This window comes from Collinsella sp. LCP21S3_D3, from assembly GCF_052118305.1.
Lineage (GTDB): Bacteria > Actinomycetota > Coriobacteriia > Coriobacteriales > Coriobacteriaceae > Collinsella.
Window position 1 is genome coordinate 62389 of sequence record NZ_JBQKHK010000010.1, and the last position, 14174, is coordinate 76562.

Genomic DNA, 14174 nt, shown 5'->3' on the forward strand with positions numbered 1-14174 from the left:
TACGCGGCTCTGCACCAAAACACATTCGCATCCCAACAAAAACGGGGCTGGATCCAAATCCAGCCCCGTTTTCTGCTATGTCAGCCACATAAAGCAGCTACGAGATGTTGCCCAAAAACGCCTTGGTGCGCTCGCTCTTGGGATGGTCGAAGACCTCGCTCGGCGTGCCCTCCTCCACGATAACGCCACCGTCCATAAAGACGACGCGGTCGGCGACATCGCGGGCAAAGCCCATCTCGTGCGTCACCACGATCATCGTCATGCCGTCACGCGCAAGATCGCGCATGACGCCAAGGACGTCGCGGACGAGCTCGGGGTCAAGCGCCGACGTAGCCTCGTCAAAGAGCATCACGTGCGGATTCATCGACAGGGCGCGGGCGATGGCCACGCGCTGCTGCTGGCCGCCCGAAAGCTGGCTCGGCATAAAATCGATGCGCTCGGCCAGACCGACCTTGGTCAGCTCCTCGACGGCAATCTTCTCGGCCTCTTCCTTGCTGCGCTTGAGCACCTTTTGTTGCGCAAGCATGACGTTCTTTTTGACCGACAGGTGCGGGAACAGATTGAACTGCTGAAACACCATGCCCAAGTGCGTACGCACCTTATTGAGGTCGACGCCCTTGGCGCACACATCCACGCCCTCAACGACAATCGAGCCGCTCGTGGGCTCCTCAAGACGGTTAATGCAGCGAAGCATCGTCGACTTACCCGAGCCCGAGGGGCCCAGGACCACGACGACCTCACCCTTGTGCACATCCAGATCGATGTCGCGCAGGACCACGTTATCGCCAAAGGCCTTCTGGAGATTCTTGATGCTGACGACGACCTCGTTCGAGTTATTGGTTTCGCTCATAATAGAACCTCCTTACAGACCTGCAATATGATCGGCGGGTGTCGCGACAACCTGTCCGGCGCTCTTGGTGGGACGCTTCTTTTTGGTTTCGGCCGTCCCCAGAAGTCTCGCCTCAAGACCGCTCACCAAGCGCGCAAGCGGCAGGGTAATGACCAGATAGAACAGGGCGGCAACCACATACGGCGTGATGGAGCCCGTCGTCGCCACGATGGTGCGGGCATTCATGACGATCTCGACCACGCCCACGGCGGCGAGCAGCGACGTATCCTTGTAAAGCAGGATAAACTCGCTGGTCAGCGTAGGCAGGACATTGCGGAACGTCTGCGGAATCATAACGTAGAGCAACGTCTGGAAGGCATTCATGCCCAGCGAGCGGGCAGCCTCGTTTTGGCCCTTGGGGATCGACTGAATACCGGCACGGAAGATCTCGCACAGGTACGCAGACGAGTTCATGGCCATGACGATAACGCCCAAGACGTAGTCGTCCACCTTGACGCCGGCAAGTGGCAGGCCAAAGAACGCGATATAGATCTGCAGGAACGCCGGCGTACCACGGATGATATTCACGTAGATGCCGGCAAGACAGCGCAGGATGCGCGACTTGGAGATGCGCATGAGCGACAAGGCAAAGCCAAAGGGGATTGCCAGCGGAAACGCCACAAGCACGATCGAGAGCGACATAAGGAAGCCCTTAAATACGACCGGCAGGCTCTGGACCAAAATGACCGGGTTCAAGAACAGGCGCAGGAATATATTGGAATTCCAAGCCTCGACCCACGGCTGTTCCTTAAGATCGGCCTGGAAGTTATCGAAGGCCGTCACGCCCTTAATCTCGACGGAAGGAATCTTGGAAATCTTCTTGGTCGAACCGTCGGCGAGCGTATAGGTGCCGCTAAAGGCCTCGTCGCCGCCTTCGACGGGGAAGGTCACGCCGTACACCTCGACACGGAAAAAGCCGCCGGCAGGCGCCGTCTCGCCAAAGTCGATCTTGAGCGTCTGGCCATCAGCCGTGCACGTGGGCTTCATGGGTGTGCGATCCATGAGGTCCTCGCCCGAGAGCATCGTCAATCGCGTGTCATCGGTACCAAACGTCGTGCCATCGACAAACGTCAGCGAAAGACCGCTCAGCTCCTCGTCGGCGTCGGCCTGAACTTCCCAGGTAATGCGTGTCTCGGTGCCGCCGACCACATCGCTGCCCGAACCGGTGTTGGGTCGGGCGGTAATCTTTGCGGTCTCAAGCGCTTGGGCAGTCGAGGGCGCAGATGCCCCCACGCACACCAGCGCGAGCGCCACGGCCATGACACAGGCTAGCTTTTGGAGCAAGGCGGGTAGTGAAGAACGCTGCTCAGCGGCCCCTTTGTTCAGTCGAGACAAGGTGGCTCCTATCGTAGAAGTTGCCGGCAAATAGAGACGGAAACGCTCTCCGTCGAGAGAAGCGCAAAGGCCCTCTCCGCTAAACGGAAAGGGCCCACACGCAATCAAGTATCTGTTTACTTGATGTTGTACTTAGCCATGAGGGCGTCAACGGTACCGTCGTCGGTCAGGTCCTTGATGGCCTGGTTGATGTCGTCCTTGAGCTTGGTATTGCCCTGGTTGATGGCAATAGCGTACTCCTCGCCGGTGCTGATCTGTTTAACCGTGTGGCAGGTGTTGAACTGCTCGGCGGTCAGCTGGCTGGCAACGGAGCGGTTGGTGACTACGGCATCGCCCTTGTCGGACTGCAGGGCGCTGAAGCACTCGGTAGCGTCCTTGTAGGGGACGATCTTGGCCTTGGGGAAGTTCTCCTGGGCAAAGGCCTCGGCGGTCGAGCCAGACTGGACGATGATGGTAGCGTCGGCGTTGTTGAGCTTCTCGCTGTAATTGTCGGCCGTGATGTCGGTGTTATCGACCTTGGTCACGATAGCCTGATCGTCCATGTAGTAGGAATCGGAGAAAGCGACTTCCTTCTCACGCTCGGGCGTGTCGGTGATAGCCGCAATGGAGACGTCATACTTGGTGCCCGAAGCGACGCCGGGGACGAGCGTGTCGAAGTCGTTGTTGACGTACTCGACATCCAGGCCCAGCTTGTCGCCGATAGCCTTGATGAGCTCAAGGTCAAAGCCCTGATAATCGCCGTTGTCATCCTTGTACTCAAACGGAGCGTACTCGGCAGAGGTGCCGACGGTCAGCGTACCGTCCTTGACGAGCGCGTACTCCTTGGAGCCGTCGACCTTCTCGACCTTAGCGTCGTCAGAGCTGCTGGAACCGGCATCAGAACCAGAGGTGGCGTTGGACGAGCCGCAGCCCGTCAGTGCGAGGGCAAGCGCCATGGCGCCCGTGGCGGCAAATGCGCCAAGCTTCTTCAGCTTCATAATCAGTCTCCTTCCAATGGCCCCATGTGATTCAGGGGCCTGCAAAAACTGAGGGCTATTATGCACCCGCGTGAGAGAATCTGCAATTAGAAAACTGATTGAAACAAACCCATAACGTGAATGGAACACTCCACTTTATGACAGTCATTACTGCTGCAATGACCTTAATAGTTTAATTTCAGCCGCATAACCTGCAAGTTCGTTCGGCGTTTCCAAAATGAATGGCAGTGATCGCAGGCAGCTATTCGATACAATATTCTGCATAACCTGCATTCCACCGCCAAGTTCCTCGCTGCCGAGGTAACCCTTGCCGATGCACTCATGCCGGTCCTTATGGGCACCGCGGGGATTCTTGGAATCATTGATATGCACAGTGCGCAGGCGCTCGATACCCACCACACGATCGAACTCGTCGAGCACACCGTCAAGATCTTGGACGATATCATAGCCGGCATCATTTACATGGCAGGTGTCCAGGCAAACGCCCAGCTTGGCCGACAGCTCGGGGCGCCTGTCAGCAACGCCCTCGATGATGATCGCCAGTTCCTCAAAGCTGCGGCCCACCTCGGTGCCCTTGCCAGCCATGGTCTCGAGCAGCACCGTCGTCTGCTGGCCCTCAAACATCACCTGGCACAGGGTGTCGACGATCATCTGAATGCCGGCGTCGGAGCCCTGTCCCACATGCGCACCGGGATGGAAATTGTAGTAGTTACCGGGCAGCGCTTCCAGACGCTGCAGATCCTCAGCCATGGCCTCCAGGGCAAACTCGCGCGCCCGCTCTTTGGCCGAGCAGGGGTTATAGGTATACGGAGCATGGGCCACGAGGGGACCAAAATCGTTTTGTTCCATAAGCTCGCGCAGGGCCGCCACGTCATCCATGTCAAGGTCTTTCGCCTTGCCGCCGCGCGGGTTGCGCGTAAAGAATGCAAAGGTATTGGCGCCAATGGATAGCGCCGTCTCCCCCATCGCCCGATAGCCCTTCGTCGTGGATAGGTGACACCCAATCGTCAGCATCCCCAGCTCCCCCTCATCAGTTACGGTGAAATAGTTCCTGTTGATGCCTTATTCTGCCGCAAACAGGAACTATTCCACCGCAAGTTATAAAAGGGTCATGAGGAGCGCGTTTTGCCGAAGGCCTTAAGCACCGCCGTCACGGGTCCAGGCTGAAAACGGCGGCGCACATCGTCGAGACGCTCGGGGATATCGATATGCTGCGGGCAGTGCCGCGCGCATTTGCCGCATTTGACGCAATTGCTCACCAACTTGGGCTCGCTTGTGCGCACCGCGCTCGCCGTAAAATACTGCGATAGACCCGTAAACCAGCTGTGCGCATAGCTTGCGTTGTAGGCGGCAAAACACCCAGGAATATTGATGCCTTTAGAACACGGCATGCAATAGCCGCATCCCGTGCAGGGCACGCGATTCGATTTTTCAAACTCCTCCAGCACGCGTGCGATGGCATCGAGCTGAGTAGCTGTCATCGAATCCGGCAGGGCCCGATCGGCCAACGCCGCGTTCTCATCCACCTGCGCGGTATCGGTCATACCCGAAAGCAGCATCGTCACCTGAGGATGATTCCACACCCACGAAAGCCCCCAAGCGGCAGGAGTGCACAAATGCGGGTCACGGGCGCTATCGAGCACAGCGCGGGCCCGCGGCGGCAACTTACCTGCCAGACGTCCGCCCAAAAGCGGCTCCATTACAAATACCGCAAGCCCGCGTTCAGCAGCCGCCATGAGCCCCGCCGTCCCCGCCTGATAGTGCTCTCCAGCGTAGTTGTACTGGATCTGGCAAAAGTCCCACTCATAAGCATCGAGCATCGTGAGGAAGTCCGCCGCACTGCCGTGGTACGAAAAACCGATCCGGCGAATACGCCCCGCAGCCTTTTGGCGCACAATCCAATCCTCGATACCCAGTGCCACCACGCGTTCCCACTGGGCGGGCGAGGTGATGTTGTGCATGAGGTAGTAGTCGATATGGTCAGTCCGCAGGCGGCGCAGCTGCTCATCAAAGAAACGGTCGAAATCCTCCGCGCACTTGCACGAGGCGTGCGGCAGCTTGGTCGCGAGCAAAACCTGGTCGCGCAGGCCCAAGCGCTCAAGCGAAGCGCCTACGCAAGCCTCGTTGCCGGGATAAAGATAAGCCGTATCCAGGTAATTTATCCCCTGCTCCACGGCGCGGGAAACGATAGCATCGGCTGTCTTCGCATCCGGACGTCCCGGCGCACCAGGAAATCTCATGCAGCCCAGACCGAGAGCGGATATTCGGTTACCACTTTTGGGGTCAACGCGGTATTGCACGGCCCCTCCCTTCGCCATCAGCGCCCCGGCAAGGCGAAACACAATGGTCACGCGGCCGAAACATCGTGGAATCGCAATCGAGAACGTATCGTAACGCAGAAGAAATCGAGCTGTCACGGCACCGCTTTAACATCAGCAAAAAGCCCGATGAAAGGAGGCGAGCGTGACCACACGCGAGGACGCCTACCCCTACCCCGGCGAGCAGTACATCCTCTCGGTTGACCGCTATCAGATTGAGGTCATGGACCATCTGGACGAGCTTCCCGCCACAGGCGCCGTCATCTTCTGCACCTTCCCCAAGGTGCGCGATGGCGTTGGATATCCCGCGCGCGTTTTTGCCATCTGCCCCACGGCATAAGTTCCCATGCATTTGTTCTTCTAAATTCAGCCTCCGGTGTACGCCACATGCCCCAGCGGCATACAATCCATCAGGCGCCCCATATGCGGGCGCCTTTTATATGGGGAGATGATTCACATGCAGATCAACAAGGTCGCCTTTATCGGCAAGGGTGGCGTCGGCCTGCTCTACGGCAGCATGATTGCCAAGACCCTCGGCAACGATGCCGTCGAATACGTCATGGATGACGCGCGTTTCGAGCGCCACGTGGGCGATGCGCTCACCGTCAACGGAAAGCCCTGCACGCTCAAGTCCGTCCGCGCCAGCGAGGCAACGCCCGCCGATCTGGTCATTCTCACGGTCAAGACGACGGGGCTCAACCAAGCACTCAAGACTATGGAGCGCGTCGTGGGACCCAACACGCTCATCGCCTCGCTGTGCAACGGCATTACGAGCGAGCAAAAAATAGCCGAGCGCTTTGGCTGGAAGCACACCGTCCTGGGCATCTGCCAGGGCATGGACGCCGTATTCCTTAACGGCGCGCTCACCTTTACCAATGCGGGCGAGATTCGCTTTGGCGCGGCAGCAGGCACCGAGCCCGCAACCGTCACCGCCATCGATGAGCTCTACACGCGCTGCGGCATCGCCCATACCGTCGAGAGCGACATTGCGCACCGCATGTGGGCCAAACTCATGCTCAACGATGGCATCAACCAGACCTGCATGGCCTACGGCGGCACGTACGGGAGTGCCACGGAACAGGACTCCGAGCAGCGTCGCTGCTTTGTTTCCGCCATGCGCGAGACACTTGCGGTCGCCAACGCCGAGGGCGTTGAGCTTACCGAGGCAGACCTGACGCAGATGGTGCACCTCATCGAGGGAATCGACCCCGCCGGCATGCCCTCGATGGCGCAGGACCGCATCGCACAACGTAAAACCGAAGTCGAGGAGTTCGCGGGCACCATCTGCCGCCTGGCCGCCAAACACGATATCCAAGTGCCGCAAAACGATTGGCTCTACCAGAGGATTCGCGAAATAGAAAGCAGCTGGTAGCCTCGCCCGCACGGCGACGCGCGCAATGTAAGCAGACAGGCCTTCGCGAGGATCCCATCGCTCGCGAAGGCCTGTCGCATTTAGGCCGAGGCTAAAACTGAGGCTCGTTTTGCGACTCCGGGACCTCGTCCTCGTCATCGCGGCAAAGCACCACGCCGGCGCTTCCCAACAGCGCCGCTGCAATCAAGGCGCTCACAACCACAGGAGCAGCACCCGTAGTGGACTGCAAGCCGGCAACTAACGCCGCCGTCGGACCAAGACATCCGATCAAAAGGGCAACGACGGCAATAGCGACATCTCGAGCGTTCATGGGATCACTTCCTCCACGAGAAAGACCTTGTTTCTCATGACTTAGTGTGCCCCGCGCCCATATGCCCAACGTAGTGCCACGGTAAGGGCTCTGTTAACCCAAATGCATATAAAAACGGGCGACTTTACATTGCCCGAAAGCTCAGTAAAGACGCCCGTCCATCATGTGCAATCGATGCCGACAGATTACCAACCGGTGTAGTAATCGGTAGTTCCGGCTGCGCAACCCGAATCGTAGACCTTGCACTCGCCCTTAGAGCCCGTAAAGGTCGAGCCCTGGGACTTATCGCTCGCAGCCACCACGTAGTAGCCGTCGGAATCACGCCAAAAGCCCTCGGAATCCAGCGTCCACTCACCCGTGCGGTGGTGATACAACACGTTGCTGCTGTAATAGGTCTCGCGACGACCGTTGTAGTTATTGACGCCGCTCGAGCGCGTCAGGCCCGAGCCGTTCGCGTAATACGCAGCAGACGCGTAAGACGAGCCGGAGCCGGCGTTGTAATACGAAGCCTGAACGGCCTCGGCAGCTTCTGCCTCGACGGCCGCAGCCTCGAGCGCCTCGCGCTTAGCATCCTCGAGCGTGGAGCGAAGCTCGTCGAGCTCGGCCGACTTCGCGTCGACCTCCTCCATCGTCAAAAGACTGCCCGCACCGTCGATACAACCCTGCAGTACAGCGCGCTCGTCATCGGTGGCATAGTCACCGTACATGTTCATGATGATCTGCGCGCGGACCTCTAGGGAATCGCGCTTGGCCCCCATCGAGGCGTTCCACTCCTGCATGGAGCCAAAGCCGTCGCCACGATAGTCGACGGGCTGCATCAGGGTCGCCTCGGACGGCGTTGATCCGACCGCGTCGGACAGTGTTGCCGCGTGGGCATCGGTTACGCCGGCACCCACTAAAAGCGCCACGGCAAGCGTGGCAGAAAGGGCGGCGGCCTTCGGTTTTCGTGAATCGATCCTCATGTAGCTGGAAACCTCCGTAGTGAGTTTTTGCTGCGTTTAAGCTGCGTGTGATTCGATCGCGCTGCATAGTACCCCGAGTAAATCGCGACCTGCGGTTTTTTCTCAAAAGGTGCACGTCATTTGCGTAAAACTCACATCCTCTCAACAGGAGTTTTCCACAACTCGCATGCATAAAGCATGCCAAAAACCCTGTAACAGCGCCCTTCCTATGCAAAAAAGGCGCCTGCGCAACCATTGTTCGCGCAGGCACCTTGAGCAGGCATTTTATGCAGTTATACCTATCGAGTCGCAAGGGGCCCTTGCACAAGTCGCCCTACTCGTCCAGCGCGGCAAAGGCCTGCTTCAGATCCCAAATGATGTCCTCGGCGTTCTCGGTACCAATGGAAAGACGGATTGTAGAGGGCGTAATGTTCTGCTCGGCAAGCTCCTCGGCAGAGAGCTGGGAGTGCGTGGTGGTAGCCGGGTGCACGACGAGCGACTTGACGTCGGCCACGTTGGCGAGCAGCGAAAAGACCTGCAGGTGGTCGATGAACTTCCAAGCAGCCTCCTGGCCGCCCTTGATCTCGAAGGTGAAGATCGAGGCGCCGCCACGGGGGAAATACTTCTGGTACAGCTCATGGTCGGGGTGCTCGGGCAGGCTCGGGTGGTTCACCTTGGCAACATGGCCGTCACCGATCAGGAACTCAACGACCTTCTTGGTGTTCTCGACATGGCGGTCAACGCGCAGCGACAGGGTCTCGGTGCCCTGGAGCAGGACCCAGGCGTTAAACGGGCTAATGCAGGCGCCCTCGTCACGCAGCAAGATAGCACGGACATAGGTCGCGAAGGCAGCGGGGCCGGCGGCCTCGGTAAACGAGACGCCATGGTAGGAGGGATTGGGCTCGGCGATCTGCGCATACTTGCCGCTCGCCTTCCAGTCAAAGTTGCCGCCATCGATAATCACGCCGCCCAACGAGGTGCCGTGGCCGCCAATAAACTTAGTTGCAGAGTGAACGACGATGTTGGCGCCGTGCTCCAGCGGACGGAACAGATACGGAGTGCCGAAGGTGTTATCGACAACAACCGGAAGACCATGCTTCTTAGCGACCTCGGAGATAGCGTCGATGTTGGGGATATCGGAGTTGGGGTTGCCGAGCGTCTCGAGGTAAATGACCGTGGTGTTGTCCCTGATGGCACCCTCGACCTCGTCCAGGTTGTGGGCATCGACGAAGGTGGTCTCGACACCAAACTGGGAGAGCGTGTGCTCCAGCAGGTTGTAGGAACCACCGTAGATGGTCTTTTGGGCCACCACATGGTCGCCGGCCTGAGCGAGGGCCTGCAGGGTATAGGTGATGGCGGCGGCGCCAGAGGCGACGGCAAGACCTGCAACGCCGCCCTCGAGCGCGGCAATGCGGTCCTCAAAGACGCCCTGGGTGGAGTTGGTCAGACGACCGTAGATATTACCGGCGTCGGCAAGGCCAAAGCGGTCAGCGGCGTGCTGGGAGTTGCGGAACACATAGCTCGTGGTCTGGTAGATAGGCACGGCGCGGGAATCGGATGCGGGGTCGGCGCTTTCCTGGCCAACGTGCAGCTGCAGGGTGTCGAAACCAAAGGTGTGCTCGGGGTTGTTGATAAACTGGCTCATGATGATCTCCTTGATCGAACAAAAGTAATAAGAGTAAGAGAAGTAAGTCGCCGTCTCCTGATCACGCCGACGGGCGCAAGCAGGAGCCCGGCATTCGTCTTAGTAAGCAGTTCATATGCGGTCCTCCTTTTGACATCCCGTTCTCGTGGTCGGCTTAATTACCTACCGCCTTTGTGTGTTTTGAATAGTACGAGCATTGTTTCGCGCGGTCAATCACTTAAAAGCGCTAACCTGTTATCGGTTTTTTAGATAGCTATCGAAAGGACGGGTGCCGATGACCCTCCAGCAGCTTCGTTTTCTTATCGCCGTGGCAGAATCCGGCTCAATTAACGCCGCAGCTCAGCGCCTCTATACCGCGCAATCCAATATCTCCAACGCCGTCAAAAGCCTAGAGCAGGAGCTCCGTCTGGAAATCTTTACGCGCTCCAGCCGCGGCGTCACACTCACCAACGACGGCACCGAGCTTTTAGGCTATGCGCGCCAGGTCGTAGAGCAGGCCGATATGCTCGAGGCCCGCTACGAGGACGGCGGCACACCCCAGGCACGCCTTGCCGTCTCGGCCCAGCACTACGCTTTTTCGGTCGAAGCCTTTGTCAACGTCGTCGAGCGCTGCCGCGACAGTAAGTTTGAGTTCATCATGCGCGAGACCACCACGTCACAGATCATCGACGACGTCCGCGCATTTCGCAGCGATATCGGCATTCTGTATCTGGATGACTTTAACGCCCGCGTCCTGCAGAAGGCCTTCGCCGACGCCCGCGCAAGCTTCCATCCCCTCTTCGATGCAACGGTCCACGTCTTCGTTAGCGAGCGCCATCCGCTCGCACGCCGCCCCCAGCTATCGCTTGCCGACCTTACGCCCTATACGCGCTACAGCTTTGAGCAGGGGACCTCAAACTCCTTCTATTACGCCGAGGAGCCGTTTAGCTATATCCCCTGCGACCGCAACATCCGCGTTTCCGACCGTGGCACGCTCACCAATCTGCTCATCACGTCGAACGGTTACACTTTGTCGACCGGTGTCCTCTCCAATGAAATGCAATGGGGCATGGCATCGATCCCGTTGGCAGACGCTCCAACGATGCGCGTGGGCTACATCATGCACGATGAGCGCAAGCCCTCTCCCCTGCTGCGGCAATACCTCGACGAACTCGAACGCATCATCCACGAAAACCAACCATTTGGGGACGGGATAGAAATGGCAGATTTAAAAGCCCTCTAGCTCTTGACAATTCAGGTCGCCCATCTTTCTTGGCGACAACGTCTCCACCATCCTTGTGGAGCGGCGCGCCTCGCATAAAACAGGATGGACCGGGCGCTACAATAGACAGCCGCAAGAGAGGAACTCGACGAAAGGAAGTCTGTGAAGGTCATCATCTATACCGACGGCTCGGCTCGATCCAATCCGGGACGCGGTGGCTACGGCGCCGTGCTCAAATACACCAACCCCGCCGGCAAGACCTTCACCTCCGAGCTTTCGCGTGGCTACGCCAAGACCACCAACAACCGCATGGAGCTCATGGCGGTCATCGTGGCGCTCGAGGCACTCAACCGTCCCTGCGAGGTCGAGGTCCACTCCGACTCGCAGTACGTCGTCAACGCCTTTAACAAGCACTGGATCGACGGTTGGAAAAAGCGCGGGTGGAAAACTGCCAACAAGCAGCCCGTTAAGAACCGCGACCTGTGGGAGCGCCTGCTTGCCGCAAAGAGCAAGCATAAGGTGGAGTTCATCTGGGTTAAGGGGCATGCCGGCCACGAGCTCAACGAGCGCTGCGACGAACTCGCCACCACTGCGGCCGATGGAGTCAACCTCGATATCGACACCGGCTTTAACGAGAGCGACCTGTAATAGCGTTTTCGCGCAGCTTTATATCCCCACGCGCTACACTCATCCTGTAGACCAAAACAACGCAAGGGGGACGTATGCTGCGCATCGCGACCATCGGCACATCCATGATCACCGACGACTTTATCCAGGTCGTCAATGCCAACGACCAGGCTGTATTCGTAGGCACGCTCTCGCGCAACGCCGAGCGCGGCGCCGCCTTTACTGCCGAGCACGGCGGCGAACGAAACTTTACTTCACTTGATGAGCTTGCAGCAGCCGCCGACGTCGACGCCGTCTATATCGGCAGCCCAAACGCACTTCACTACGAGCAGGCCCTTGCCTGCATCGCCAGCGGCAAGCACGTCATCGTCGAGAAGCCCTTCTGCGCCACCGAGGCGCAGGCGCTGGAAGTCTTCCGCGCCGCCGAGGCGGCGGGCGTCGTAGCCCTCGAGGCCATGCGCCCGCTCCATGACCCCGCTTTCCACGCCATCGAGGACGCCCTGGGCGAGATTGCGCCCATTCGTCGCGCCTCACTGCGCTTTGGCAAGTATTCTTCGCGCTACAACGAGGTTCTCGCGGGACGCGCCACCAACATCTTCGACTGCCACATGGCCTCGGGCTCCCTCATGGATATTGGCGTCTACACCGTCGAGCCCATGGTCGAGATCTTCGGCATGCCCTCCGGCCTTACGAGCATGGCTACTCTGCTCGACCCCACCACGCAAGAGCTCACCCATGGCCCCATCGATGGCTGCGGTTCCATCCTCGCCAGCTACGGCGGTGGCCGTATCTCCGTCGAGCTCGCGCACTCCAAAATTACGAATGACCTACTGCCCTCGCAGATCGAAGGCGAGCGTGGCACTATCCAGATTGACCATCTGTCCACGCCCCGCAACGTCCGCATCGACTATCGCGGCGATGTCGTACGCGGCTCGGCGACCGAGGCGCCGCGCGAACAGAGCGACAACGGCCGCGTGCTCGACCTTCCCAAATCGAGCAACACCATGGAATACGAACTCGCAGACTTTATCACCGCCATCGGCGGCATCGATAACGTCAAGGAAGAGATTTGGGAGACCCCGGCGGGACGTCACGAGCTTGGCCACTATCGCGATGTCACGCTTGTCTCGCTGCGCATCATGGATGCCGTGCGCCAACAGACCGGCATTACCTTCCCCGCCGATTCTGTCAAGCAGGCCTAGCGATGGGTATTTTCGACAAGCTTTTCTCGGGCGTCGCCGGCGGCAGCCGCGAGCCCCAAAAGCCCTCTGGCGTCGAGCTCGAGCTGCGCCGCAGGCTTACTGTGCTCGCAAACGACGAGGCCACTCAAGACACTCCCCTGCGCTATTTCCTGCGCTGGGAGGGACAGGTCCAAGGCGTTGGTTTTCGCTTTACCAGCACCAACCTCGCGCAGGCACGCGCACTCACCGGCTGGGTGCGTAACATGGAAGACGGCTCGGTCGAGATGGAGATACAGGGAGCTCCAGCAAACATCCTATCTCATCTCGAGGCGCTTCATGCCTCCTACGAGCGCATGGGAACGCGTTTTCGCCTCGTAGACGCCCAGGTCCGAGCCCCACTTGCCAATGAAGGCGGTTTCACTCCTCATTATTAGTATTGTGTGCTAAATACGGTATCATTTACCTACGACCGTTAATAGAAAAGAGGCGAGGTGCATGGCGGTGCAAAGAAGGAATACCAGGCAGCGAAAGCTAGTTCTTGATGCCGTGCGCCAAAGCTACAACCATCCCACCGCCGAAGAGATCTACAACGCTGTGCGCGCGCAGGATGACAAAATCAGCCGCGGTACGGTCTACCGCAACCTCAATCTCTTGGCCGATGCCGGGGAGATTCTCTCGATTAAAACGCCGGGCGGCAGCCGCTTCGATCGTGCCATCGAGCCGCATGCGCATATCATCTGCACCTCGTGTGGCCGCGTCATCGATGTGCCGCTCCCCTTCAATACCCAGCTCGACGCCAGGGCATCCGAACAAATCGGATGGAGCGTCAACTCGCACTACACCATCTTCGAGGGCCTCTGCCCCAACTGTAGGTAGATTTTGGGGCATGCCTTAAAATCAACTTTTCACCGATTGCGGCAAAAGGAAGATTTCCAGGCATGTCCCAAATGTCTACTCAGCAAGTAGGCGACGCAGCTCTTCTTCGACCGTGCGCACGTAACGGACGCGGTCGTTGATACCGCGCATGCTGGGATTGCAGCTCTCCATCAGATAGGGATGGCCCACCACGTTGAGCATGTCGCGGTCGTTTTCATTATCGCCAAACGCCATCATTTCGTTAGGTGAGATCCCCAGCGCACGACCATAATCGGCAAGCGCGGACCCCTTGCCCGAATCAAAGCCGATAAAGTCGGTCCATTCGGTTCCCGACGTCATCACATCGACCCGGTCGCCAAAGCGACGGACGAAATACTCCAACGCCGCCGGCGGTAGTGTCGAGAAAGTTGGTGTAGTGCCCGATCCGAAGCGAGTCGGCCCGGCGTCCCAGAATCTGGAATACGGTTGATATCCTATGCCGCCTCGACCCTGTCCGCAAGCT

Annotated in this window: 16 protein-coding genes; 7 read left to right on the forward strand and 9 right to left on the reverse strand. The window is 58.8% G+C overall.

Going from position 1 to position 14174, the window contains the following annotated elements; translation table 11 throughout:
- Positions 1-97: 97 nt before the first annotated feature.
- The 5 genes from ACTQ1S_RS06205 to ACTQ1S_RS06225 all read right to left on the reverse strand — a co-directional run bounded on the left by ACTQ1S_RS06205 (position 98) and on the right by ACTQ1S_RS06225 (position 5501).
- The gene (locus ACTQ1S_RS06205; RefSeq protein WP_022094423.1) at positions 98-850 is read right to left on the reverse strand and encodes an amino acid ABC transporter ATP-binding protein; all 753 of its coding nucleotides are present in this window, start codon (positions 848-850) and stop codon (positions 98-100) included.
- Positions 851-862: 12 nt separating this feature from the next.
- The gene (locus ACTQ1S_RS06210; protein WP_441547309.1) at positions 863-2224 is read right to left on the reverse strand and encodes an ABC transporter permease subunit; all 1362 of its coding nucleotides are present in this window, start codon (positions 2222-2224) and stop codon (positions 863-865) included.
- Positions 2225-2340: 116 nt separating this feature from the next.
- On the reverse strand, positions 2341-3201 hold the full coding sequence (locus tag ACTQ1S_RS06215) for an ABC transporter substrate-binding protein (protein ID WP_118345556.1): 861 nt from the start codon (positions 3199-3201) through the stop codon (positions 2341-2343).
- 147 nt (positions 3202-3348) lie between these two features.
- Positions 3349-4215: a deoxyribonuclease IV gene (locus ACTQ1S_RS06220; RefSeq protein WP_441547310.1), complete on the reverse strand. Its 867-nt coding sequence runs from the start codon at positions 4213-4215 to the stop codon at positions 3349-3351.
- Between the two features lie 95 nt (positions 4216-4310).
- On the reverse strand, positions 4311-5501 hold the full coding sequence (locus tag ACTQ1S_RS06225) for an aldo/keto reductase (RefSeq protein WP_441547311.1): 1191 nt from the start codon (positions 5499-5501) through the stop codon (positions 4311-4313).
- A 163-nt stretch (positions 5502-5664) separates the two neighbouring features.
- Between ACTQ1S_RS06225 and ACTQ1S_RS06230 the strand changes: the two genes are divergently transcribed.
- The gene (locus tag ACTQ1S_RS06230; protein WP_441547312.1) at positions 5665-5859 is read left to right on the forward strand and encodes a hypothetical protein; all 195 of its coding nucleotides are present in this window, start codon (positions 5665-5667) and stop codon (positions 5857-5859) included.
- A gap of 117 nt (positions 5860-5976) precedes the next feature.
- Positions 5977-6891, forward strand: coding sequence for a ketopantoate reductase family protein (locus ACTQ1S_RS06235; RefSeq protein ID WP_441031659.1), 915 nt, complete (start codon positions 5977-5979; stop codon positions 6889-6891).
- Positions 6892-6982: 91 nt separating this feature from the next.
- Here the strand turns inward: ACTQ1S_RS06235 and ACTQ1S_RS06240 are convergent, their stop codons facing one another.
- The 3 genes from ACTQ1S_RS06240 to ACTQ1S_RS06250 all read right to left on the reverse strand — a co-directional run bounded on the left by ACTQ1S_RS06240 (position 6983) and on the right by ACTQ1S_RS06250 (position 9787).
- A complete protein-coding gene (locus ACTQ1S_RS06240; RefSeq protein WP_154517389.1) occupies positions 6983-7201 on the reverse strand; it encodes a hypothetical protein in 219 nt (72 codons plus the stop codon).
- A 185-nt stretch (positions 7202-7386) separates the two neighbouring features.
- Entirely contained in the window at positions 7387-8163 is a 777-nt protein-coding gene (locus ACTQ1S_RS06245) for a hypothetical protein (protein ID WP_427747967.1), read from the reverse strand.
- 313 nt (positions 8164-8476) lie between these two features.
- Complete coding sequence (locus ACTQ1S_RS06250) at positions 8477-9787, reverse strand: O-acetylhomoserine aminocarboxypropyltransferase/cysteine synthase family protein (RefSeq protein WP_441038734.1); 1311 nt, start codon at positions 9785-9787, stop codon at positions 8477-8479.
- Positions 9788-10061: 274 nt separating this feature from the next.
- Between ACTQ1S_RS06250 and ACTQ1S_RS06255 the strand changes: the two genes are divergently transcribed.
- From ACTQ1S_RS06255 to ACTQ1S_RS06275, 5 genes are all read left to right on the forward strand, one after another.
- A complete protein-coding gene (locus tag ACTQ1S_RS06255; protein WP_427718589.1) occupies positions 10062-11009 on the forward strand; it encodes a LysR family transcriptional regulator in 948 nt (315 codons plus the stop codon).
- 141 nt (positions 11010-11150) lie between these two features.
- Complete coding sequence (rnhA, locus tag ACTQ1S_RS06260) at positions 11151-11636, forward strand: ribonuclease HI (protein WP_427727777.1); 486 nt, start codon at positions 11151-11153, stop codon at positions 11634-11636.
- Positions 11637-11710: 74 nt separating this feature from the next.
- Positions 11711-12817 (forward strand): Gfo/Idh/MocA family protein, encoded by a 1107-nt coding sequence (locus tag ACTQ1S_RS06265; RefSeq protein ID WP_427795949.1) that lies wholly within the window; start codon positions 11711-11713, stop codon positions 12815-12817.
- A 2-nt stretch (positions 12818-12819) separates the two neighbouring features.
- A complete protein-coding gene (locus ACTQ1S_RS06270; protein WP_441547313.1) occupies positions 12820-13230 on the forward strand; it encodes an acylphosphatase in 411 nt (136 codons plus the stop codon).
- A 61-nt stretch (positions 13231-13291) separates the two neighbouring features.
- Entirely contained in the window at positions 13292-13672 is a 381-nt protein-coding gene (locus tag ACTQ1S_RS06275; RefSeq protein WP_441547314.1) for a Fur family transcriptional regulator, read from the forward strand.
- A gap of 75 nt (positions 13673-13747) precedes the next feature.
- Here ACTQ1S_RS06275 and ACTQ1S_RS06280 read toward each other — a convergent pair.
- A partial coding sequence (locus ACTQ1S_RS06280; RefSeq protein WP_441547315.1) for an HAD family hydrolase occupies positions 13748-14174 on the reverse strand: 427 nt, incomplete at its 5' end.